At 63.7% G+C, this 20,350-nt stretch carries 21 protein-coding genes; 12 read left to right on the forward strand and 9 right to left on the reverse strand.

Annotation, left to right across the window (positions count from 1 at the left end; translation table 11 throughout):
- Window positions 1-47: 47 nt before the first annotated feature.
- A complete protein-coding gene (locus C4K27_RS06365) occupies window positions 48-692 on the reverse strand; it encodes a glutathione binding-like protein (protein ID WP_053259846.1) in 645 nt (214 codons plus the stop codon).
- Between the two features lie 147 nt (window positions 693-839).
- Here C4K27_RS06365 and C4K27_RS06370 point away from each other — a divergent pair, with 147 nt between their 5' ends.
- The gene (locus tag C4K27_RS06370) at window positions 840-1,400 is read left to right on the forward strand and encodes a cysteine hydrolase family protein (RefSeq protein ID WP_053259847.1); all 561 of its coding nucleotides are present in this window, start codon (window positions 840-842) and stop codon (window positions 1,398-1,400) included.
- Window positions 1,401-1,507: 107 nt separating this feature from the next.
- On the opposite strand, the gene C4K27_RS06375 is transcribed toward C4K27_RS06370, so the two are convergent.
- The 4 genes from C4K27_RS06375 to C4K27_RS06390 all read right to left on the reverse strand — a co-directional run bounded on the left by C4K27_RS06375 (window position 1,508) and on the right by C4K27_RS06390 (window position 3,504).
- Entirely contained in the window at window positions 1,508-1,708 is a 201-nt protein-coding gene (locus C4K27_RS06375; protein ID WP_007923047.1) for an SEC-C metal-binding domain-containing protein, read from the reverse strand.
- Window positions 1,705-2,199 (reverse strand): LEA/WHy family protein, encoded by a 495-nt coding sequence (locus C4K27_RS06380; protein WP_053259848.1) that lies wholly within the window; start codon window positions 2,197-2,199, stop codon window positions 1,705-1,707. Before C4K27_RS06380 ends, C4K27_RS06375 begins: the two co-directional genes overlap by 4 nt.
- A gap of 326 nt (window positions 2,200-2,525) precedes the next feature.
- The gene (locus C4K27_RS06385; RefSeq protein ID WP_053259849.1) at window positions 2,526-3,002 is read right to left on the reverse strand and encodes a YchJ family protein; all 477 of its coding nucleotides are present in this window, start codon (window positions 3,000-3,002) and stop codon (window positions 2,526-2,528) included.
- A 4-nt stretch (window positions 3,003-3,006) separates the two neighbouring features.
- Entirely contained in the window at window positions 3,007-3,504 is a 498-nt protein-coding gene (locus C4K27_RS06390) for a DUF6231 family protein (protein ID WP_007923053.1), read from the reverse strand.
- Between the two features lie 195 nt (window positions 3,505-3,699).
- Here C4K27_RS06390 and C4K27_RS06395 point away from each other — a divergent pair, with 195 nt between their 5' ends.
- The 4 genes from C4K27_RS06395 (at window position 3,700) to C4K27_RS06410 (ending at window position 6,362) form a co-directional block, all read left to right on the forward strand.
- Complete coding sequence (locus C4K27_RS06395) at window positions 3,700-4,392, forward strand: PA1041 family peptidoglycan-binding anchor lipoprotein (RefSeq protein WP_007923054.1); 693 nt, start codon at window positions 3,700-3,702, stop codon at window positions 4,390-4,392.
- 102 nt (window positions 4,393-4,494) lie between these two features.
- Entirely contained in the window at window positions 4,495-5,214 is a 720-nt protein-coding gene (locus C4K27_RS06400) for a PA1041 family peptidoglycan-binding anchor lipoprotein (RefSeq protein WP_053259850.1), read from the forward strand.
- 118 nt (window positions 5,215-5,332) lie between these two features.
- Window positions 5,333-5,611, forward strand: coding sequence for a DUF1145 domain-containing protein (locus tag C4K27_RS06405; protein ID WP_007923058.1), 279 nt, complete (start codon window positions 5,333-5,335; stop codon window positions 5,609-5,611).
- Window positions 5,604-6,362, forward strand: coding sequence for a hypothetical protein (locus C4K27_RS06410; protein WP_053259851.1), 759 nt, complete (start codon window positions 5,604-5,606; stop codon window positions 6,360-6,362). The genes C4K27_RS06405 and C4K27_RS06410 overlap by 8 nt, the downstream gene beginning before the upstream one ends.
- Window positions 6,363-6,480: 118 nt before the next feature.
- On the opposite strand, the gene C4K27_RS06415 is transcribed toward C4K27_RS06410, so the two are convergent.
- Complete coding sequence (locus C4K27_RS06415; RefSeq protein WP_053259852.1) at window positions 6,481-6,945, reverse strand: CopD family protein; 465 nt, start codon at window positions 6,943-6,945, stop codon at window positions 6,481-6,483.
- 99 nt (window positions 6,946-7,044) lie between these two features.
- Between C4K27_RS06415 and dinG the strand changes: the two genes are divergently transcribed.
- The 5 genes from dinG to pdxH all read left to right on the forward strand — a co-directional run bounded on the left by dinG (window position 7,045) and on the right by pdxH (window position 15,054).
- Window positions 7,045-9,189, forward strand: coding sequence for an ATP-dependent DNA helicase DinG (gene dinG / locus C4K27_RS06420; protein WP_007923064.1), 2,145 nt, complete (start codon window positions 7,045-7,047; stop codon window positions 9,187-9,189).
- A 95-nt stretch (window positions 9,190-9,284) separates the two neighbouring features.
- The gene (locus C4K27_RS06425; RefSeq protein ID WP_053259853.1) at window positions 9,285-11,696 is read left to right on the forward strand and encodes a beta-galactosidase; all 2,412 of its coding nucleotides are present in this window, start codon (window positions 9,285-9,287) and stop codon (window positions 11,694-11,696) included.
- A gap of 220 nt (window positions 11,697-11,916) precedes the next feature.
- Window positions 11,917-13,062, forward strand: a complete 1,146-nt coding sequence (locus tag C4K27_RS06430; protein ID WP_053259854.1) for a serine hydrolase domain-containing protein — start codon at window positions 11,917-11,919, stop codon at window positions 13,060-13,062.
- Window positions 13,063-13,202: 140 nt separating this feature from the next.
- Window positions 13,203-14,375, forward strand: a complete 1,173-nt coding sequence (locus C4K27_RS06435) for an OmpA family protein (RefSeq protein WP_053259855.1) — start codon at window positions 13,203-13,205, stop codon at window positions 14,373-14,375.
- Window positions 14,376-14,406: 31 nt separating this feature from the next.
- Window positions 14,407-15,054, forward strand: coding sequence for a pyridoxamine 5'-phosphate oxidase (pdxH, locus tag C4K27_RS06440; protein ID WP_007923081.1), 648 nt, complete (start codon window positions 14,407-14,409; stop codon window positions 15,052-15,054).
- 13 nt (window positions 15,055-15,067) lie between these two features.
- Here the strand turns inward: pdxH and C4K27_RS06445 are convergent, their stop codons facing one another.
- The gene (locus tag C4K27_RS06445) at window positions 15,068-15,304 is read right to left on the reverse strand and encodes a hypothetical protein (RefSeq protein ID WP_053259856.1); all 237 of its coding nucleotides are present in this window, start codon (window positions 15,302-15,304) and stop codon (window positions 15,068-15,070) included.
- A 173-nt stretch (window positions 15,305-15,477) separates the two neighbouring features.
- On the opposite strand from C4K27_RS06445, the gene C4K27_RS06450 reads away from it, so the two are divergent.
- A complete protein-coding gene (locus tag C4K27_RS06450; protein ID WP_007923357.1) occupies window positions 15,478-15,942 on the forward strand; it encodes an outer membrane lipoprotein in 465 nt (154 codons plus the stop codon).
- A 79-nt stretch (window positions 15,943-16,021) separates the two neighbouring features.
- On the opposite strand, the gene nhaA is transcribed toward C4K27_RS06450, so the two are convergent.
- Window positions 16,022-17,209 carry a Na+/H+ antiporter NhaA gene (gene nhaA / locus C4K27_RS06455; protein WP_053259857.1) on the reverse strand — a complete coding sequence of 396 codons (1,188 nt, stop codon included), beginning with the start codon at window positions 17,207-17,209 and terminating at the stop codon, window positions 16,022-16,024.
- 324 nt (window positions 17,210-17,533) lie between these two features.
- Between nhaA and C4K27_RS06460 the strand changes: the two genes are divergently transcribed.
- The gene (locus tag C4K27_RS06460; protein WP_053259858.1) at window positions 17,534-18,628 is read left to right on the forward strand and encodes a PLP-dependent cysteine synthase family protein; all 1,095 of its coding nucleotides are present in this window, start codon (window positions 17,534-17,536) and stop codon (window positions 18,626-18,628) included.
- A 66-nt stretch (window positions 18,629-18,694) separates the two neighbouring features.
- Here C4K27_RS06460 and C4K27_RS06465 read toward each other — a convergent pair whose 3' ends face one another.
- Complete coding sequence (locus C4K27_RS06465; protein ID WP_053259859.1) at window positions 18,695-20,308, reverse strand: NAD(P)/FAD-dependent oxidoreductase; 1,614 nt, start codon at window positions 20,306-20,308, stop codon at window positions 18,695-18,697.
- Window positions 20,309-20,350 lie beyond the last annotated feature (42 nt).

The following is a 20,350-nucleotide window of genomic DNA, read 5'->3' on the forward strand; positions in this document are numbered from 1 at the left end:
GCGGAGCAGCCACCGGGGTTTTCCGGCCGGCGATGGGCTGTCGGGCCTCAGGATTTGGGTGGGTTGATCCGGGCGGCGATGGCGTAGGCGCGCGCGGTCGCCGGGCGATCGAGGATGCGGTTGAACCAGCGGTGCAGGTTGGGGAAGTCTTCAAGGTTCTGGCTTTGCCACTTGTGGGAAACGACCCATGGATAGATCGCCATGTCGGCAATGCTGTATTCGCTGCCAGCGACGAAATCCCGGTCGGCCAGGCGTCGGTCCAGCACCCCGTACAAGCGCGCGGTTTCATCGACGTAGCGTTTGATCGCGTAGGGGATTTTCTGCGGGGCGAACTGGCTGAAATGGTGGTTCTGCCCGGCCATCGGCCCCAGGCCGCCCATCTGCCAGAACAGCCACTGCAGGGCTTCCTGGCGGCCACGCAGGTCCTTGGGCAGGAACTGCCCGGTCTTTTCCGCGAGGTACAGCAGAATCGCCCCGGACTCGAACAGCGACAGCGGCGCGCCGCCGTCGGCCGGCTGATGGTCGACGATGGCGGGGATCCGGTTGTTCGGCGCGATCTTCAGGAACTCGGGCTTGAACTGTTCGCCCTGGCCAATGTTGACCGGGTGCACGCTGTAGGGCAGGCCGGTTTCCTCGAGGAACAGGGAAATCTTGTGGCCGTTGGGGGTGGTCCAGTAATACAGATCGATCATGGAACTCTCCAGGTAAACGAAGGACATTCTGCTACGGATAGCAAACAGCGGTATTCGGTGGTCCGGTCTACGTTCGACGGCTTGCCTGTCGGGAGAGGTGATGTTGAAGTGCGTGGAATTCAATGACCCAAGGTGAGAAAAGTCAGCATGGAGCTTCAGACCAATGCGGCGCTGATCCTGATCGATCAGCAACAGGGCATCCTGCATCCCCGGCTCGGGCGGCGTAACAACCCCGAGGCCGAGGAACGCATCGCCGAGTTGCTGGCTTACTGGCGCCAGACGGCGCGGCCGTTGATCCATGTGCAGCACCTGTCCCGCAGCGAGCAGTCGGTGTTCTGGCCGGGGCAGTCGGGAGTGGAGTTTCAGCAGCGGTTCATGCCGCTGGGCGCTGAAGCGGTGATCCAGAAGCAAGTACCGGATGCCTTCTGCGCCACGACCCTGGAGGCCGATTTACGCAAGGCCGGGATCGGCCAGCTGGTGATCGTCGGCGTGGCGACCCACAACTCGGTGGAGTCGACGGCGCGGACCGCCGGCAACCTGGGGTTCGATACCTGGGTGGTGGAAGACGCCTGCTACACCTTCGACAAGGCCGACTTTTTCGGCCAGGCCCACAGCGCCGAGGAGGTGCATGCCATGTCGCTGGGCAATCTGCATGGTGAGTACGCGACGGTGACCACGACCCAGCAGATCCTTCACTCGCCCTTGTAGGCGCGAGCTTGCTCGCGATCAGAACGTCTTGGCACCGCAAGGTCCGAGGCGCCTGCATCGCGAGCAAGCTTCGCTCCTACAGAAGGTAAAGGCAGGGCGTTACGCCATCAGGCGCCGTGGCACTTCTTGAATTTCTTGCTGCTGCCACATGGGCAAGGGTCGTTGCGGCCGACATCTTTCAAGGCGTTGCGCACCGGCTCCTGGTGAGCGTGGTTGCAATGCGGACCGTGAACATGGCCGTGGTCGTGATCGTGGTGGTCATGATCGTGGTTGCAGTCAGGGCCATGGACATGGGGTTGCTGGGTCATCGAGGTTGCTCCGGAATAAAATCGGCGGGAATTATCTCGCCTTTGCGCGCCAGGTGCACGTCATGGCCGATGAATAATCCGGTTTCCAGCAAACCGTCCAGACGATAGGGGATTGGTTGCTGCGGTTCCTTCAGCCATTTCACCACCTGGCGAATCTGCGGCCACAGGTTGGTGCGCACGGGGACCTGGAAGTAGGCGCTGTGCTTGGGGCCGATGGTGAACCAGTGTTCATGCTCACCCTCCGCCAGCAACACGTCGCCGAGATGAACCCGGTATTCCAGGGCGCGGACGGTCAGGTCGGCATCGTTGGGGTTGTCGACCCGAAAGTGTAAGAGCAGGCGCTGCTCCAGCAAATTAGCCTTGATCACCTCGACCTTGACCAGGTGCACCTGCGGGTCGAGGGTGTCGTCGACGAACCACGAGGCACAGCCCGAAAGCGCCAGCACCGTGAGCAGTCCGAGGGTCCGTAGTGCGCGCAGCTGAACGACCATGGGGGGTTACTCCGTTTGAACTCCCAGTCTAGGCTCTGTACGAAAAGTGGCTGCACGCTGGGCGCCTTCGGCGCTACGCAGGCCATGCTGCGTTAAAAACAGGCTCGTGCGCGAGTCCGATCGGAATGCTCATGTAGGCCCCTACAGTCGAACGCGACCCCGGCCGTTCCTCGCCTGTTTTGATTCGCTGCGCTCACCCTTCGGGTCAGCCCTTGGCTGTTACTCCCGCTGGTCGTTGCGCCTTGCCTGACCTTCGCTCGCCGACTTTTCGTACAGACCCATGGCAACCATGGAGCGCACGCGAGGACAGGCTCAGGGGCGGGTATTCAGCTGGTGAAGTAGCTGGCGCAGCACTTCTTGAATTTCTGCCCGCTGGCGCAGGGGCAGGCGTCGTTGCGGCCGGCCTTGAGTTGCACGGTCGGGTCGATGAAATACCAGTGCCCGTTGTTCTGCACGAAGGATGAGCGTTCGCGATGGCTGTGTTCGCCATGGCTGTCGTGCCAGCGCGCGGTGAAGGTGACAAAGGCGTGTTCCGGCTGGCCGCCGAAGACTTCCGAGCTTTCGACCTCCAGGCCCAGCCAGGTGCTTTGCGCGCTCCAGTCGCCGATGGACTGGCGATCCAGGCCGCTCTGTTGCGCCGGCAGCGTGGTGGCCACCAGGTAGTCCACCAGGCCCAGCACGTAGGCGCTGTAGCGCGAGCGCATCAGGGCCTCGGCGCAGGGCGCGGGGTGGCCGGCGTGGTAGTGGCCGCAGCAGGCGTCCAGCAGGTTGCCGCTGCCGCAGGGACAAATAGAAGTACTCATTGCATTACCACCAATACTTTCCGAAGTTTTCCGGATTCGCCCAGAACCTGGAGTTGAGCCAGTCGGGCACTTGTTTGTATTCAAGCAGATCGTAGGTGAACAGGGTCAGGACCTGTTCGTCGCGCTGGAAACGTTCGCTGGCCTGCAGGGCCAGGGAGAAAAAGTCGGTCTCCTGCCAGCCGCAGGCGTTCAGGTCGGCCAGTACCGCGATACGGCTGGCGTTGAGGTTGCGGATCCCACCGAGCAGGTTCAGGCCGTCGCGCTTGGGCAGGTGCTCCAGGCAGTCGACCGCCAGCGCCAGGTCGAAACGGCGCGCCGCCAGTTCCGCCGGCAAGGGGCCGGGCGCGGTCTGGGCAATGACGGTTTCGGGGTGTGCCTGGCGAAACGCCTCCAGGGCCGGAAACCCGCTGGCACCGATCAGCAGCAGCTGTTGCGGGGCGTAGCGATCGAGCAGGGCGGCCAGGGCCTGCTGGGGCGTGCGCGAAGAAATACCTGCGGTCATCGAAGTTCCTCACTCTTTGAGTGGCAAAGACTAGCCTGCCCGGACCCGCGGGCCTAGAGCCGTTTTGTCTGAAATGACAGCCGATCCTGGGCAAATCCAGGGGCAAAGCCCGCCGGCCTGATGCTGGCGGAGATTTAAAGCCAGGTCTTTACTCCCCCAATCGGTTCTAAGCCGATTCCCTCAGGAGATAACTAGATGAGCATAGTTCGGACAGCATTACCCTTGGTTCTGCTAACCAGTGTGTTGACTGGTTGCGCAGGTTTGCAGAAAACCGATTGGCCGACCTGCGCCGCTGTCGGGGGTGTCGGTGGGGCCGCGTTGGGCGCGATTGAAAGCTCGTCCTGGGCAGGCTACGGCGCCTTGCTGGGGGCTGGTGTCGCGGCCGGTTATTGCTGGGTGCACGGTGATGGCGACGAAGACGGCGATGGCGTGCCGGACAGTCGCGACAAGTGCCCAGGCACGCCTAAAGGCGTGCAGGTGGACGCCAACGGTTGCCCGCCAGAGCCTGTAGCAGTGGTCGAGGAAGCGGTGGTGGTCAAGGAAGAGACCATTGTTATCCGTGATGTGCACTTCGAATTCGATTCGGCCAGGCTGACCGCTGCCGACAAGGCCAAGCTCGACACCATCGCCACGCGCCTGAAGCAGGAAGCGCCAAGTGCGCAACTGCGGGTGACCGGGCACACCGACAGCGTGGGCAGCGATGCCTACAACCAGCGCCTCTCGGAAAAACGCGCGCGCTCGGTGACCGAGTACCTGATCAGCGCGGGTGTACCCCGCAGCAGTTTCGTTTCGGTCGTCGGTGCTGGCGAAAGCCAACCGGTCGCGGATAACAAGACTGCCGATGGCCGGGCGATGAACCGTCGCACGGAAATCAAAATCAACCGCTGATTGCCCGGCGTGATTGCCTGGCATGGGCGGCTTGTGCAGCCGCTCATGCGGGTCTTTACTCCTGTGTGACCGGTATGGGCCGGTGACACAGGAGCATTCATGATGAGTCTTCTCTCGCGAGCCGCCTTGCCGGTTCTACTGCTCGGCAGCCTGCTCACAGGTTGTGCTACCCACAGCGACGGCACTGCCCCCCTCAACCAGCGTACGTGGCCAGTCTGCAGCCTGCTCGGCGGCCTGGTGGGCGGCGGCCTGGGCGCCATTGAAAGCGGTGGCTGGGCTGCGGGTGGCGCGGCACTCGGCCTGGTGACCGGCGGCTTGATCTGCTACGCCCAGGATGGTGACAAGGACGATGACGGCGTGTTCGACCGCCGTGACCGTTGCCCGGATACCCCGGCCAATACCCCGGTCGACAACCGCGGCTGCCCGCTGCCGCAATACCCGGCCGCACCGGCAGCCGAGCCGGCGGCGCAGTCCGAGGTGATCACCCTCAGCGATCAGGGCGATGTGCTGTTTGCCTTCGACTCGGCGCAGTTGACCCCCGAAGCCCAAAACCAGTTGCAAGGGCTGCTGGCCAAGCTGCAGGGCGCCGACGTGCAGAGCATCAAGGTCATCGGTCACACCGACAGCCAGGGGACGGATGAATACAACCAGAAACTCTCCGAACGCCGCGCCAGCAGCGTCGTCGCCTTCCTCCTGAGCCAGGGCCTGACGCCGGACAAACTGACCAGCCAGGGCAAGGGCGAGAGCGAGCCGGTCGCCGATAATGCCACCGAAGAAGGGCGGGCGCAGAACCGCCGGGTGGAGCTGCATATTCAGCGTTGAGCACCAGGCGCCAGGGCGGCTTGGCAGGGGGCGGCGGGAGAATTTTCGCCGCCCTCTGGCTTATTCCGCGCCGAAGTCGGTACTGTGCGCGCAAAGAAAAATTCGCAAAGGGGGGCATATGAAGGTGTTTTGGGGGCTGGGCAAGCTGTTGACGCTGCTGTTCTGGTTGCTGGTGCTATTTAATCTGGTCAGCCCGCTGATCAATCCGATTCATCTGTTGCTCAATCTGGCAGGCAGCCTGTTGCTGCTGACCCATCTGATGGAGTTGCTGCTGTTCAACGGCAGCCTCAAAGGCCGCGCCCACCCTTGGCGCGATCGCCTGCAGATTCTCCTGACCGGCATTTTCCATCTGCAGACCTTCAAGGCGGCGAAGCCCGCGGAGGCCGGTCATGCGTAAGCTCTGCCTGCTCGCGGTACTGTGCAGCCCGCAGGTTTTGGCCCAGGTGGTGACAGTCGAGACCCACTCCCTGATGCGCCTGCCCAACACCACCAGCAGCCTGCGACTGGAACGCCTGGAAGTGGCCGACTACGGCACCTTGCTGATTCCGTCCACGGTCACCGAGGTCAAGGTCGGCGAGTTGCGCCTGGGGCGCGAAGCGCGGATCGCTATCGTTCCAGCTGAACAAAGCCTGCAACTGGACGTCGACCATGCCGATCTGGAGGCCGGCAGCCAGATCACCTCTCGCGGGGCTCCGGGGACCTATGAGAAGGCGGCCAAGCCCGGACGCAACCTGACGCTGCGCATCACCTCGCTGCAGGCCGGGGAGCTCTCGGTGGATGCGCGCGGTGGCACCGGCGCGCCGGGTTATGTCGGCCTCGATGGCGCCAACGGCGAGGAGCCGGGTTGCACCTGGGGCCAGGCCGGGCGTGGCGCCGATGGCGACAACGGCGGTGATGGCCAGCCGGGGGCGGCGGGTGCCCAGGTGCGGGTCGAGCTGCCGCGGGATTACCCGGCGGAGCAGATCAAGGTCTTAGTCGATGGTGGGGCCGGCGGTGTGGCCGGTGCGGGCGGCAAACCCGGGGCCGGTGGCAAGTCCAAAGGCTGCTTCGTCTATCGCGCCGACGGTGGCAAGAGCGGCCGTCCTGGTGCCGAAGGCCATGCAGGGCCGGCAGGCCCTGCGGGTTCGGTAACCGTGCAACGCCTGTAGGCGGTCTTCGAACAGGCGCTGCTGACTCTGAGGCTATCGCGGGCAAGCCTCGCTCCTACACGATTGTGCTGTCTGTAGGCGCGAGGCTTGCCCGCGATGCTTTTTCCGGTATCCGCTTTTAGAACATCGGCCGGGCCGCCGCCACCGCCACCAGCAACAGGCCAATGATCAGATTGATCCCCACCAATTTCCGAATATTGCCCAAGGTCGTGGCCCCCGTCGGCCAGTCCTCGGCCGCCACCGCCTGACGCAGCGTTGGTAACTGCAGCGACTGGATCCGGATAAACAGCGCGGTCATCACCACATACAGGCCCATCATCACCTGCACATAACGCGGCGCGGTCTCGAAGCCGCTGAAACGCAGGTGGATCAGGCCGACGCCGCTGATCGGCAACAGCACCACCGCGACCCAGACCCAGACGAAAAACCGTGGGAACACCTCGCTCCACAGCTTCAACCGCGCCGGCCCCTCAAGGGCCGCCACCGCCGCGGGGCGCAGCACCATCCAGGCGAAAAACATGCCGCCGACCCAGACCATGGCGGCCAGGACATGCAGGGTGTAGGCAAGGGCAAAGGCTGTCATTCGGGTACTCCGTTCTGCGCGGGATGAATTAGCGGGGTATGATAGCGGCCGATCCGAACCACTGAAAATTTATCCAGCGTTTCTCGCGCCCGAAGAACCATGATCAGCAACGAACTCAAAACCACGATCCAGGGCGCCTACTCGCGTTTTCTCGAAGCCAAGAGCCTGAAACCGCGTTACGGCCAGCGCCTGATGATCGCCGAAGTGGCCAAGGTCCTGGGCGATGTCGACACCGATGACGAAGGCCGTCGCTCCGGCGACCCGGCCGTGGTGGCTGTGGAAGCCGGCACCGGTACCGGCAAGACCGTGGCCTACAGCCTGGCCGCGATCCCGACCGCCAAGGCCGCCGGCAAGCGCCTGGTGATCGCCACCGCCACCGTCGCCCTGCAGGAGCAGATCGTCTACAAGGATCTGCCCGACCTGATGCGCAACAGTGGGCTGAACTTCACCTTCTCCCTGGCCAAGGGCCGTGGCCGCTATATGTGCCTGTCCAAGCTCGACATGCTGTTGCAGGAAGGCCACGCGCAAACCGCCACCGCCCAGTTGTTCGAAGAAGAAGGCTTCAAGATCGAGGTCGACGAGGCCAGCCAGAAGCTGTTCACCAGCATGATCGAGAAGCTCGCCGGCAATAAATGGGACGGCGACCGTGACAGCTGGCCCACCGCCCTGGAGGACTCTGACTGGGCGCGCCTGACCACCGACCATAGCCAGTGCACCAACCGCCATTGCCCGAACTTCGGCCAGTGCGCCTTCTACAAGGCCCGCGAAGGCATGGGCAAGGTCGACGTGATCGTCACCAACCACGACATGGTCCTGGCCGACCTGGCCCTGGGCGGCGGCGCGGTATTACCGGACCCGCGCGACACCCTCTATGTGTTCGACGAAGGCCATCACCTGCCGGACAAGGCCATCGGCCACTTCGCCCATTACACTCGCCTGCGCTCCACCGCCGACTGGCTGGAGCAGACCGCCAAGAACCTCACCAAACTGCTGGCCCAGCACCCGTTGCCGGGCGATCTGGGCAAGCTGATCGAGCAGGTGCCGGAGCTGGCGCGGGAGATCAAGACCCAGCAGCAGTTCATGTTCACCGCCTGCGAACAACTGGCCGACTTCAAGACCGGCGAAGACATGGAAGGCCGCGAGCGGCCGCGCCATCGTTTTGTCGGCGGGCTGATCCCCGACCATATGCGCGAAATGGGCATCGAGCTGAAAAAAGGCTTCTCGCGCCTGACCGACCTGTTCACCCGCCTGACCGACCTGCTCAAGGAAGGCATGGACGGCGAGGTCAATATCGGCATCGCCAGCAACCAGGCCGAAGAGTGGTACCCGCTGTTCGGCAGCCTGCTGTCCCGCGCTTCGGGCAACTGGGAACTGTGGACCGCCTTTACCACCGAAGACCCGGAAGACAACCCGCCGATGGCACGCTGGCTGACCCTGGCGGAAAGCGGCTCGCTGTTCGACATCGAGGTCAACGCCAGCCCGATCCTCGCCGCGGAGATGCTCCGTCGCAACCTGTGGAACGTGGCCTATGGCGCGCTCGTGACCTCCGCCACCCTGACTGCCCTGGGCTCCTTCGATCGTTTCCGCATGCGTGCCGGGCTGCCGAAAAAGGCCGTGACGGCGGTGGTGCCCAGCCCGTTCCATCACGCTGACGCCGGGGTGCTGCGGGTCCCCGACCTGCGCGCCGACCCACGGGATGCGCCGGCCCACACCGCGGCGATCATCCGCGACCTGCCGGAGCTGGTGGAAGGCTCGCGGGGCACCCTGGTGCTGTTCTCGTCGCGCAAGCAGATGCAAGACGTGTTCGACGGCCTCGACCGCGACTGGCGCAAGCAGGTGTTCATTCAAGGCAACCTGTCGAAACAGGAAACTTTGAACAAGCACAAGGCGCGGGTCGATGGCGGCGATTCCAGCGTGCTGTTCGGCCTGGCCAGCTTTGCCGAGGGTGTGGACCTGCCCGGCGCTTACTGCGAGCACGTGGTGATCGCCAAGATCCCGTTCTCGGTGCCGGACGATCCGGTGGAGGCCGCGCTGGCCGAGTGGATCGAAGCCAGGGGCGGCAATCCGTTCATGGAAATCTCGGTGCCGGACGCCTCGCTCAAGCTGGTCCAGGCCTGCGGTCGCCTGCTGCGTACCGAACAGGACCGCGGCACCATCACCCTGCTGGACCGGCGCCTGGTCACCCAGCGTTATGGCAAGGCTATTCTCAATGCGTTGCCGCCGTTCCGCCGGGAAATTTCCTGAGCGCGGCCGGTCTGTGGGCCGGTCGCGTTGTCCACTGCATATCCCTCTGATTGCACACAGGCCGCTCATCGGCCGTTAAGGAGCACCAGGTCCCTATGATTCGCCGTTCGTTACCCGCTGTCTTTGCTCTGCTGTTCGCCACGCCGCTGCTCGCCGCGCCCGCGGGGCAACAGACGCTGTTCAACTTTGTCCGGCCTGCCGATGTGGTACAGGTGGCGACAGTGGATGCCAGCCTGCCGCAAGCCAACGCGGAGCAGACAGCCGAGGGCGAAGTGCTGCGCCGGGTGACCTTCAATCCGGCGATTCAACCCAGCCTGCGCCTGACCCCGCAGACCGGTGCCTGGGACTGGTCGCAGTCCGGGGTCATGAGCCTGCGGATCCAGAGCGCGATGAACTGGGCCCTGACCCTGTACGTGAAGATCCAGAGCAATGACGGCAAGACCCTGGTCAGTCGCATCGACCTGCCGGCCGGCCCGGCGCAGACCCTGCTGGTGCCGCTGGTTGCCAGTTCTCCGCTGAGCCAGGGCATGAAGGCCGGTCCGCCGATGCCGATGACCTTCGAAGGCCAGCGCGTACTGCTGACCAGCAGCGAAGGCGAGCTGGACCGCAGCCAGGTGGTCTCGGTGACCTTGTCCATGGATCAACCGAAAGCCGCCCAGAGCATCTTGCTCGAACGTTTCGGCGTACAGGACGGCGAGGCGGTGGCCAAGGCGGCCTACGGTGGTCTGGTGGATGCCTATGGCCAGTCGACCCGCGCCAAGTGGCCGGAAAAGATCGCCAGCGACGAGCAGCTCAAGGCTGCCGCGAGCAAGGAACAACAGCAACTGAAAACCTGGCTGGCCGAACGTGAGCGCGCCTCCCTGGACACCTTCGGTGGCTGGAGCAACGGGCCGGCCTTCAAGGCCAGTGGTTTCTTCCGTACCGAGAAGCGCGATGGCCGCTGGTATCTGGTGACGCCCCAGGGGCATCCATTCTATTCCCTGGGGGTCAATGCGGTCGCGGCGGACAACAGCCAGACCTACGTCGCCGGTCGTGAGTGGATGTTCGCGACACTGCCCAACGTCGGCGAGCCGCTGGCCGGTTATTACGGCGAAGGCGACAACCGCGGCGGCAATGGCGCCGACCAGGGCCGCGCCTACAACGCGGGTCGCTGGTACGACTTCTATGGCGCCAATCTGCAGCGCACCTACGGCGTGCCTTGCACCCCGGGCAGCGAAACCAAGGCCGGTGTGGCGGATGCCGCCAAGGCCGACGCCCTGGAGGCCCAGGCCGAGCCGCCAGCCGCGCCAGCTTGCCCTGCCGCGGCCCTGGACCAGAAACGCTGGGCCAGCCACACCCTGGATCGCCTGCAAGCCTGGGGTTTCAACACCATCGGCAACTGGAGCGCGCCGGCGCTGGGCCTGAACGACCGTGTGCCCTACACCTTGCCGCTGTCGATCGTCGGCGACTATGCAAGCATCAGCACCGGCACCGACTGGTGGGGCGGCATGCCTGATCCGTTCGATCCGCGTTTTGCCATGGCCACCGAGCGCGCCGTGGCCATTGCCGCCCGCGATCACCGCGACGATCCCTGGCTGATCGGCTACTTTGCCGACAACGAACTGGCCTGGGCCGGCCCCGGCGATGACCCCAAGTCGCGTTATGCCCTGGCATACGGCACGTTGCGCATGACCACCGATGTCCCGGCCAAGCGTGCGTTCCTCAAGCAACTGCGCGACAAGTACCGTAACCAGGAGGGCTTGTCGAAGGCCTGGGGCATCAACCTGACCGCCTGGGAACTGATGGAGGACCCGGGGTTCGAGCCGCCTTTGCCTAGCCCGGAACATCCGGAGATTGAAGCCGACTTCAAATACTTCCAGAAGGTCTTTGCCGACACCTACTTCAAGACCATTTCCGATTCGCTGAAGTGGCACGCGCCGAATCATCTGCTGCTGGGTGGACGCTTCGCCATCAGCACCCCCGAGGCCGTGGCGTCCTGCGCCCAGTATTGCGATGTGTTGAGTTTCAACATGTACACCCTCAAGCCACAGGACGGTTACGACTTTGCCCGGCTGAACACGCTGGACAAGCCGGTCCTGATCACTGAGTTCAACTTCGGCTCCCGGGATCGCGGCCCATTCTGGGGTGGCGTGACCGAGCTGGTGCGGGAGGAGGATCGCGGCCCGGCCTATGCTCAATTCCTCAAGCAGGCGTTGAACGAGCCGTCGATTGTCGGCGTGCACTGGTTCCAGTACCTCGATCAACCGGTCACCGGCCGTCTGCTGGACGGCGAGAACGGCCATTTCGGCCTGGTGGGCATCACCGATGTGCCATTCCAGGGTTTTGTCGACAGCGTGCGCAAGAGCAACCTGCAGGCCCTTGAGCAGTTGGGCAAGGAAGCCGGGAAGGCCAAGGCAGAGGCCGACAAGACCGCTGGTCATGCCGATGGTGGCAAGCCGGGCCATGATGGCAAGGGCGCAGGGCAGGGCGGCGGCCATGCGGGTGGTCATTCGGCGAATGGCCATTGATCGCTGAGCCAGGCCTTTAGGGTACGGCTTCCCTTGTGCGGGCCGGTCCGCCTCTACACTCACTTGTAGGAGCTGGCCGGCCCGCGCTACGTTCAATGTCCGTCGATTTTCTGAACAATTCTTCCGGTGGATCGCCACCGGGCTCGCTTCTGTTCCCAAAACCCTCAAGGGCTGGAACAATGCGCACCACTTTGTAGAGCATGGTCTGGGGGAGTCACGGGTGCAGATTCAGGGTCATTACGAGCTTAAATTCGAGGCGGTGCGCGAAGCCTTCGCGGCACTCTTCGAGGATCCCCAGGAGCGCGGCGCGGCGTTGTGCATTCAGATCGGCGGGGAAACCGTGCTCGACCTCTGGGCCGGCACCGCCGACAAGGACGGCAGCGAGGCCTGGCACAGCGATACCATCGCCAACCTGTTTTCCTGCACCAAGACCTTTACCGCGGTCACCGCCCTGCAACTGGTAGCCGAAGGCAAGTTGCAGCTGGACGCGCCGGTTGCCCGGTATTGGCCTGAGTTCGCCGCGGCCGGCAAGGAAGCGGTCACCCTGCGGCAGTTGCTCTGCCATCAGGCCGGGCTGCCGGCCTTGCGTGAGCTGCTGGCGCCGGAAGCGCTCTACGACTGGCAAACCATGGTCGATGCCCTCGCGGCGGAGGCTCCTTGGTGGACTCCGGGTGAAGGTCATGGTTATGCGGCCATTACCTACGGTTGGCTGGTGGGTGAGCTGCTGCGTCGGGCTGACGGGCGTGGTCCCGGCGAGTCCATCGTGGCACGGGTCGCCAGGCCGCTGGGGCTGGATTTCCATGTCGGCCTGGCGGACGAGGAGTTTTACCGCGTGGCACACATCGCCCGGGGCAAGGGCAATATCGGCGACGCTGCCGCGCAGCGCCTGCTGCAAGTGACCATGCGCGAACCCACGGCCATGACCACCCGGGCGTTCACCAACCCGCCGTCGATCATGACCAGTACCAACAAGCCGGAATGGCGGCGCATGCAACAGCCAGCGGCCAATGGCCATGGCAATGCCCGCAGCCTGGCCGGGTTCTACAGCGGCCTGCTCGATGGCAGCCTGCTGGAAGCGGACATGCTCGAAGAGCTGACGCGCGAACACAGCGTCGGCATGGACAAGACCCTGTTGACCCAGACCCGTTTCGGCCTGGGTTGCATGCTTGACCTGCCGCAGGTGGCCAACGCGACCTTCGGTCTCGGCCCACGCGCCTTCGGCCATCCGGGAGCGGGTGGCTCCATCGGTTTTGCCGATCCTGAGTACGATGTGGCCTTCGGTTTTGTCACCAATACCCTGGGGCCATACGTGCTGATGGATCCAAGAGCGCAGAAGTTGGTGAGGGTTCTGTCGGATTGTCTGTAAAAAAGTTGCTGTCAGGATTTTTTTTGCCTAAACATGAGTAAAGGCATCAGAAAGGAACCCTGTGGCTTTTATACTTTCAAAGCGTCTGTTTGTACGGTTCGTAGAGACCGTAATTTTTGATCTCATTTTGTGGATATCCCATGTCGTCGAACAAGTCTTTAGCCTTGGCTCTTTGCCTCACTGTCACCGGTTGTGCACAAACTCCACAAAATGACGCAGAAGGAGGGCACTGGTGGTCTTTCGGTTCCGATAAGGCCGCCAGCAAGGAAGCGGTGCAACCGGTAGCAAAAGCAGCTGCCAACGAAGTTTCCGCGGCCAAGTCCGCCGCCACATCCACCGCCAAGTCTGCGACCGCTCCTGCAGCGGCCAAGGTCGAAAACGCAACCGCTTCCGCCGCTGCTCCGGCCGCCAAGGCCGAGACCACCAACTGGTGGTGGCCGTTCCCTTCCAAGGACACGAGCAAAGACGCAGTCAAAGAGCCAGTAGCCGACGCCAAGGCCAAGGCGGACGCCGCGACCGCGGCTCCGAAGGTCGCCAAGACCGAGACCGGCAACTGGTGGTGGCCGTTCAATCAGCAGCCCACGTCTCCGACCAAGGCAGATGTTAAAGACATCCCGATGCCGGATCCAAAAATCACCCAGGCCTGGCTGGACGACTACGAGCCACGCCTGCGTGAAGCCATCAAGGACAGCCGCCTGCAACTGGAACGTCGCGAGAACACCCTGGTGGTGACCGCCCCGGTTGACGGTTCGTTCAACCCGGATCGCCCGGCCATGTTGCTGCCGGTCACCCTGAGCCCGTTCACCCGCGTGGCCAAGGCCGTGGGTACCGACGCCAAGACTTCCGTGCTGGTACTGGGCCATGCCGACACCACCGGTGCCGCGGCGGCCAACCAGAAGCTGAGCCGTGACCGTGCGCAGTCCGTCGCCGCGATTTTCAGCCTCACCGGCCTGAAGCGCGATCGCCTGATGCTGCGTGGCATGGGTTCGGTGATGCCTCGTGCGGCCAACGACAGCGCCGAAGGGCGTGCGCTGAACCGTCGGGTGGAAATCATCGTCACCCAGCGCAGCACCATGCTGGCCCTGCTGAGCAAGTACAACCAGCCGACTCCATCCGAGGCTGAACTGGTTGCCGTGCAGGATGTGAAGTCGGTCGTTCCTGCTGCTTCCTCGAAGAAAGCCGTCGCTGCGAAGAAAGCCGCTCCGGCGAAAAAAGCCCCAGCCAAGAAGCCTGTAGCGAAGAAAGAAACCGCCAAGAAAACCACCACTGCCAAGGCTCCAGCCAAGGCAGCGACCGAACAGGCGAAGAACTGATTCATCAGGCATCGGGCAAAAGGAACCTGCAATGACCCAGGGACTGGCGGACATGCGCCGCGACTACACCCGTGACGGACTGACCGAAGCCCAGGCTCCGGTCGAGCCCTTCACGCTGTTTCACCGGTGGTTCGCGGAGGCGGTGAAAACCGAGCAGCCGCCGGTCGAGGCCAATGCCATGACCCTGGCGACCGTTGACGAAGAGGGGCGCCCCCATTGCCGCATCCTGCTGCTCAAGGGGCTGGATGCACAGGGGTTCACCTTTTTCACCAACTACGACAGCGCCAAGGGGCAGCAACTGGCCGCACGGCCTTTTGCCGCCATGACCTTCTTCTGGCCGGCCCTGGAGCGTCAGGTGCGTATCGAAGGGCGGGTGGTCAAGGTCACCGCCGAGGAGTCCGATGCCTACTTCCAGGTCCGCCCGCTGGGCAGCCGCCTGGGCGCCTGGGCATCGCCGCAGAGCCAGGTGATCGCCGATCGCCAGGAGCTGGAAGCCTTGCTCAAGAACACCGAGGAGCGCTTCAGCGATACCCAGCCCCATTGCCCCGAGCACTGGGGTGGTTATCGCCTGTTACCGGAGCGCATCGAGTTCTGGCAAGGGCGCGCCAGCCGTTTGCACGATCGCTTGAACTACCGCCTGCAAGGTGCCGACTGGGTGCGTGAGCGCCTGGCCCCCTGAACCAGGAATCAGGTCATTCGCCGGGATAACCGGCCGCGGCGGCTTCTAGCCACCGTGGCAGGTCCCGGCGTTTTACTTTCTGGCGATGGGCATTCGCCAGCTGTTGCAGCATGAAGGATTTCTTCTTCTCGTCCCCGCCGGCCAGCGACAGCGCCAGGTCCCGGTCCATCCAGCGCTTGATCCGTACATACAGCCACCAATGGAAGTACAGGCCGGCAACGGTGGTCACGACGATGATGAAGTAATCCATGGAAAATCCTTTGGCCGGTGGCGCAACTCGGGAAATAAGCGCTACCGTGTGAAGAGTTTTTATATTCAAGCAGTCTGTACTGCTGCTGAATGGAACACATTTTATCCGGGCGACGCCGTGACAGGCGTCAAGCTGCGGAGTTTAATGATTATCTGTCCTTTGGAGTTGATCCTATGCGTAAGTCTGTTTTGCTGGTTGCTTCCTTTTCCACGATGGCCATGTTGCTCACCGGTTGCCAATCCAATCTGTCCGGTGACTCTTACTCCCGTGACGAGGCGCGTCGCGTACAGACCGTTCGCATGGGCACCATCGAATCCCTGCGCCCGGTGAAAATCGAAGGCACCAAGACCCCGATCGGTGGCCTCGCTGGCGCAGCGGTCGGCGGCGTTGGCGGCAGCGCCATCGGCGGCGGCAAAGGCAGCATCGTGGCGGCGGTCATCGGTGCGGTGGCGGGCGGCCTGATTGGTTCCGCCACCGAGGAAGGCCTGACCCGTACCCAGGGCGTGGAAATCACCGTGCGTGAAGACGACGGCAGCATGCGTGCCTATGTACAACAAGTTGAGCAAAACGAAGTGTTCCGCGTTGGCGAGCGCGTACGCATCATGAGCGTCAATGGCACCAGCCGTGTCGCCCACTAAGCGTTAACCGCGACAAAACAAAACCCCGGCCAGGCAACTGGTCGGGGTTTTGTGTTTTCAGCCCTGGCAACGCCGGCGGTTATGCCGGCAGTTGTGGGTTCTTGCGGCTGGCTGCGGCCGTCACCGCGTAGCCGATCAGGGCGGCGAAGAGCGAGCCGGTGAGGATGCCCATGCGGTCCATGCCGGCGTATTCGCTGCTGCCGGGCACAAAGGCCAGGGAACCCACGAACAGGCTCATGGTGAAGCCGATCCCGCAGAGGATCGCCACGCCCAGCACCTGGCCCCAGTTGGCGCCGCCGGGGAGGGCGGCCAGCCCCATCTTCACCGCCAGCCAGGTCAGGCCGAACACGCCGACGGTCTTGCCCAGCAGCAGGCCGATGGCGATGCCCATGGGCACATAGTGGGTGAAGCTTTCCACGGTGATGCCCTGCAGCGACAGGCCAGCATTGGCGAAGGCGAACAGCGGCAGGATGCCGTAGGCGACCCACGGATGCAGCGCATGTTCCAGGCTCAGCAGCGGCGAAGGCTCGGCATTGCGGGTGCGCAGCGGGATGCAAAACGCCAGGGTCACGCCGGCCAGGGTCGCGTGGACGCCACTCTTGAGCACGCAGACCCAGAGGATCAGGCCGATGATCATGTACGGCCCGAGCTTGACCACCCCCAGGCGGTTCATCGCCACCAGCGCCGCGAGGCAGGCAGCCGCGAGTACCAGCGACAGGGTCGACAGGGCGCCGGAGTAGAAAATCGCGATGACGATGATGGCCCCCAGGTCGTCGATGATCGCCAGCGTCATCAGGAACAGCTTCAGCGACACCGGAACCCGCTTGCCCAGCAGGGCCAGCACTCCGAGGGCGAAGGCGATGTCGGTGGCCATGGGGATCGCCCAGCCGCTGAGCGCCGGCGGGTTGTCCTTGTTGAGGAACCAGTAGATCAGCGCCGGCACCACCATGCCGCCGATGGCGGCGGCGCCCGGCAGGACGATCTGCGAAGGCTTGGACAGGTGGCCGTCGAGGAGTTCGCGCTTGACCTCCAGGCCGATCAGCAGGAAGAACATGGCCATCAGGCCGTCGTTGATCCACAGCAGCAAGGGCTTGGCGATTTTCAGGGCGCCGATCTGGGCGACCACGGGAGTGTCCAGCAGGCCGTTGTACAGCCAGGACAGCGGTGAGTTGTTGATGATCAGGGCAAGCATGGCAGCGGCAATCAATAACAGACCGCTGGCAGCTTCCAACTGAAAGAAACGCGTGAAAGTGCTACGCAGAGGCAAGGTCGCTCTCCATCAAAAAACTAAAAAGGTGGCACACCCTAACCCGTACTGTTAGTTGTTAAAACAAAAGTTATATTCTTTTTTGTTATATACAGTGCGGCAGCGGCCTGCTGGAAAACCAGCCTAGCAGTTGTGTATCCAATTGATTCAAAACTGTACCTGTGAGAGACCGGGGATGTTTCCTAACATGTCCGGCCCCAGCCCGACGTGCCGGGGACTTTTGCCTGTTGCAGCGCCTGATTTTCCTTGTGCCTGGATCGCCTATGCTGGGTGCACTTCATCTTTCTGCGTCCTGTGTGGCGTTCGAGCCAACGAGAAAACACCATGAGCGACAACCGTCAGTGGGCCCGCGAGGCCATCCGGATCATCGAAGCCGACTTCCAGCGCAGCGCCGACACCCACCTGATCCCCTTGCCCCTGCCGGGCCTGCCGGGCATCGAGCTGTATTTCAAGGACGAGTCCAGCCATCCCACCGGCAGCCTCAAGCATCGCCTGGCGCGTTCGTTGTTCCTCTATGCGCTGTGTAACGGCTGGCTCAAGCCCGGGGCGCCGGTGATCGAGGCGTCCAGTGGTTCGACGGCGATTTCCGAGGCCTATTTCGCGCGCCTGCTGGGCTTGCCGTTCATTGCGGTGATGCCGGCCACCACGTCCCAGGAAAAGATCGCGCAGATCGCCTTCTACGGCGGCAAGAGCCACCTGGTGCAGGACCCGACGCAGATTTACGCCGAGTCGGAACGCCTGGCCCGGGAGGGCGGCGGGCATTTCATGGACCAGTTCACCTATGCCGAGCGCGCCACCGACTGGCGGGCGAACAACAACATCGCCGAGTCGATCTTCCAGCAGCTGCGCTTCGAGCGTTACCCGGAGCCCAAATGGCTGATCTCCAGCCCGGGTACCGGCGGCACCACCGCCACCCTGGGGCGTTATGTGCGGTATCGCCAGCATTGCACCCGGGTACTCTGCGCCGACGCCGAGCGTTCGGTGTTCTTCGATTACTACCAGAGCGGTGATGCCAGCCTGCGCCTGGATTGCGGTTCGCGCATCGAAGGGATCGGCCGGCCACGGGTCGAGGCGTCGTTCCTGCCCAAGGTGATCGATGCAATGATCAAGGTGCCGGATGCCCTGTCGCTGGCGGCCATGCATTACCTGGCGCAGCGCCTGGGGCGGCGGGTGGGCGGTTCCAGCGGTACCAACCTGATCGGCGCGCTGATGGCGGCGCAGCAGATGAAACAGGCCGGGGAGAGTGGCTCGATCGTCGCCATCCTGTGTGACGGTGGCGAGCGTTATGCGACCACCTATTACGATCAGGACTGGCTGGCCGCTCAGGGCTACGAATTGAGTGAGTTGATCGAGAGCGTGGCGGCGAGTGTGGAACGTGGCGAGGCGTTGCCGGCCAGCGTATTGCGCGCCGGCATCTGAGGCTGCAAGCCCGCTCCTTGGGGAGCGAGCCTGCCTGTGAAAAGGCCCCTGTAAAGGGGCCTTTTTTTACGCCTCGATCCCGAGGATATTGCGCGCCACCGCTTCGGCGATGCGGATCCCGTCGACACCGGCCGACAGAATGCCGCCGGCATAACCTGCGCCTTCACCGGCCGGGTACAGGCCCTTCACGTTCAGGCTCTGCATCGATTCGTCGCGGGTAATGCGCAGCGGCGACGAGGTGCGGGTCTCGATCCCGGTCAGTACCGCGTCATGCAGGGAGTAACCCTTGATCTGCCGCTCGAAGGCCGGCAGCGCTTCGCGGATCGCCTCGATGGCGAAGTCCGGCAGGGCCAGGGCCAGGTCGCCCAGGGCGACGCCCGGCTTGTAGGACGGCTCGACGCTGCCCAGGGCGGTGGACGGCTTGCCGGCGATAAAGTCGCCGACCAGTTGCGCCGGTGCTTCGTAGTTGCTGCCACCGAGCACGAAGGCGTGGGATTCCAGGCGTTCCTGCAGCTCGATACCGGCCAGCGGGCCGCCCGGGTAATCCACTTCCGGGGTGATGCCGACCACGATGCCGGAGTTGGCGTTGCGCTCGTTACGCGAGTACTGGCTCATGCCGTTGGTGACCACGCGGTTCGGCTCGGAGGTCGCTGCCACCACGGTGCCGCCCGGGCACATGCAGAAGCTGTAGACCGAACGGCCGTTCTTCGCGTGGTGCACCAGCTTGTAGTCGGCGGCGCCGAGCTTCGGGTGACCGGCGTACTTGCCCAGGCGCGCGCTGTCGATCAGCGACTGCGGGTGTTCGATGCGGAAACCCACGGAGAACGGCTTGGCCTCCATGTACACGCCACGGCCGTGGAGCATGCGGAAGGTGTCGCGGGCACTGTGGCCGAGGGCCAGGATCACGTGTTTCGAGTGAATCTGTTCGCCGCTGTTCAGTTCGACGCCGACCAGTTGGCCGTCTTCGATCAGTACGTCGGTCACCCGTTGCTCGAAGCGCACTTCACCGCCCAGGGCGATGATCTGCTGGCGCATGTTCTCGACCACGCCGGTCAGGCGGAAGGTGCCGATGTGCGGCTTGCTGACGTAGAGGATCTCTTCTGGCGCGCCGGCCTTGACGAACTCGTGCAGGACCTTGCGGCCGTGGTGTTTCGGGTCCTTGATCTGGCTGTACAGCTTGCCGTCGGAGAAGGTCCCCGCGCCGCCTTCGCCGAACTGCACGTTGGATTCCGGGTTGAGCACGCTTTTGCGCCACAGGCCCCAGGTGTCCTTGGTGCGCTGGCGCACTTCCTTGCCGCGCTCGAGGATGATCGGCTTGAAACCCATCTGCGCCAGCAGCAGGCCGGCGAAAATCCCGCAGGGGCCGAAACCCACCACGATCGGGCGCTGTTCCAGGTCGGCGGGCGCCTGGCCGACGACCTTGTAGCTGACATCCGGCGCTGGGTTGACGTTACGGTCGTCGGCGAACTTGTGCAGCAGCCTGGCCTCGTCGCGCACGTTCAGATCGAGGGTGTAGATGAAGCACAGCTCGGACGACTTCTTGCGCGCGTCGTAGCTGCGCTTGAACAGGGTGAAGTCGAGCAGGTCCTCGCTGGCGATGCCCAGGCGCTGCAGGATGGCAGGGAGCAGGTCTTCATCGGGATGGTCGATCGGCAGCTTGAGTTCGGTGATTCGTAACATGACAGGGTCCGGTTCGCGGGACGCACCAATGCGTCAGGGCGG

This window comes from Pseudomonas chlororaphis subsp. chlororaphis (genome assembly GCF_003945765.1).
GTDB classification, from domain to species: domain Bacteria; phylum Pseudomonadota; class Gammaproteobacteria; order Pseudomonadales; family Pseudomonadaceae; genus Aquipseudomonas; species Aquipseudomonas chlororaphis.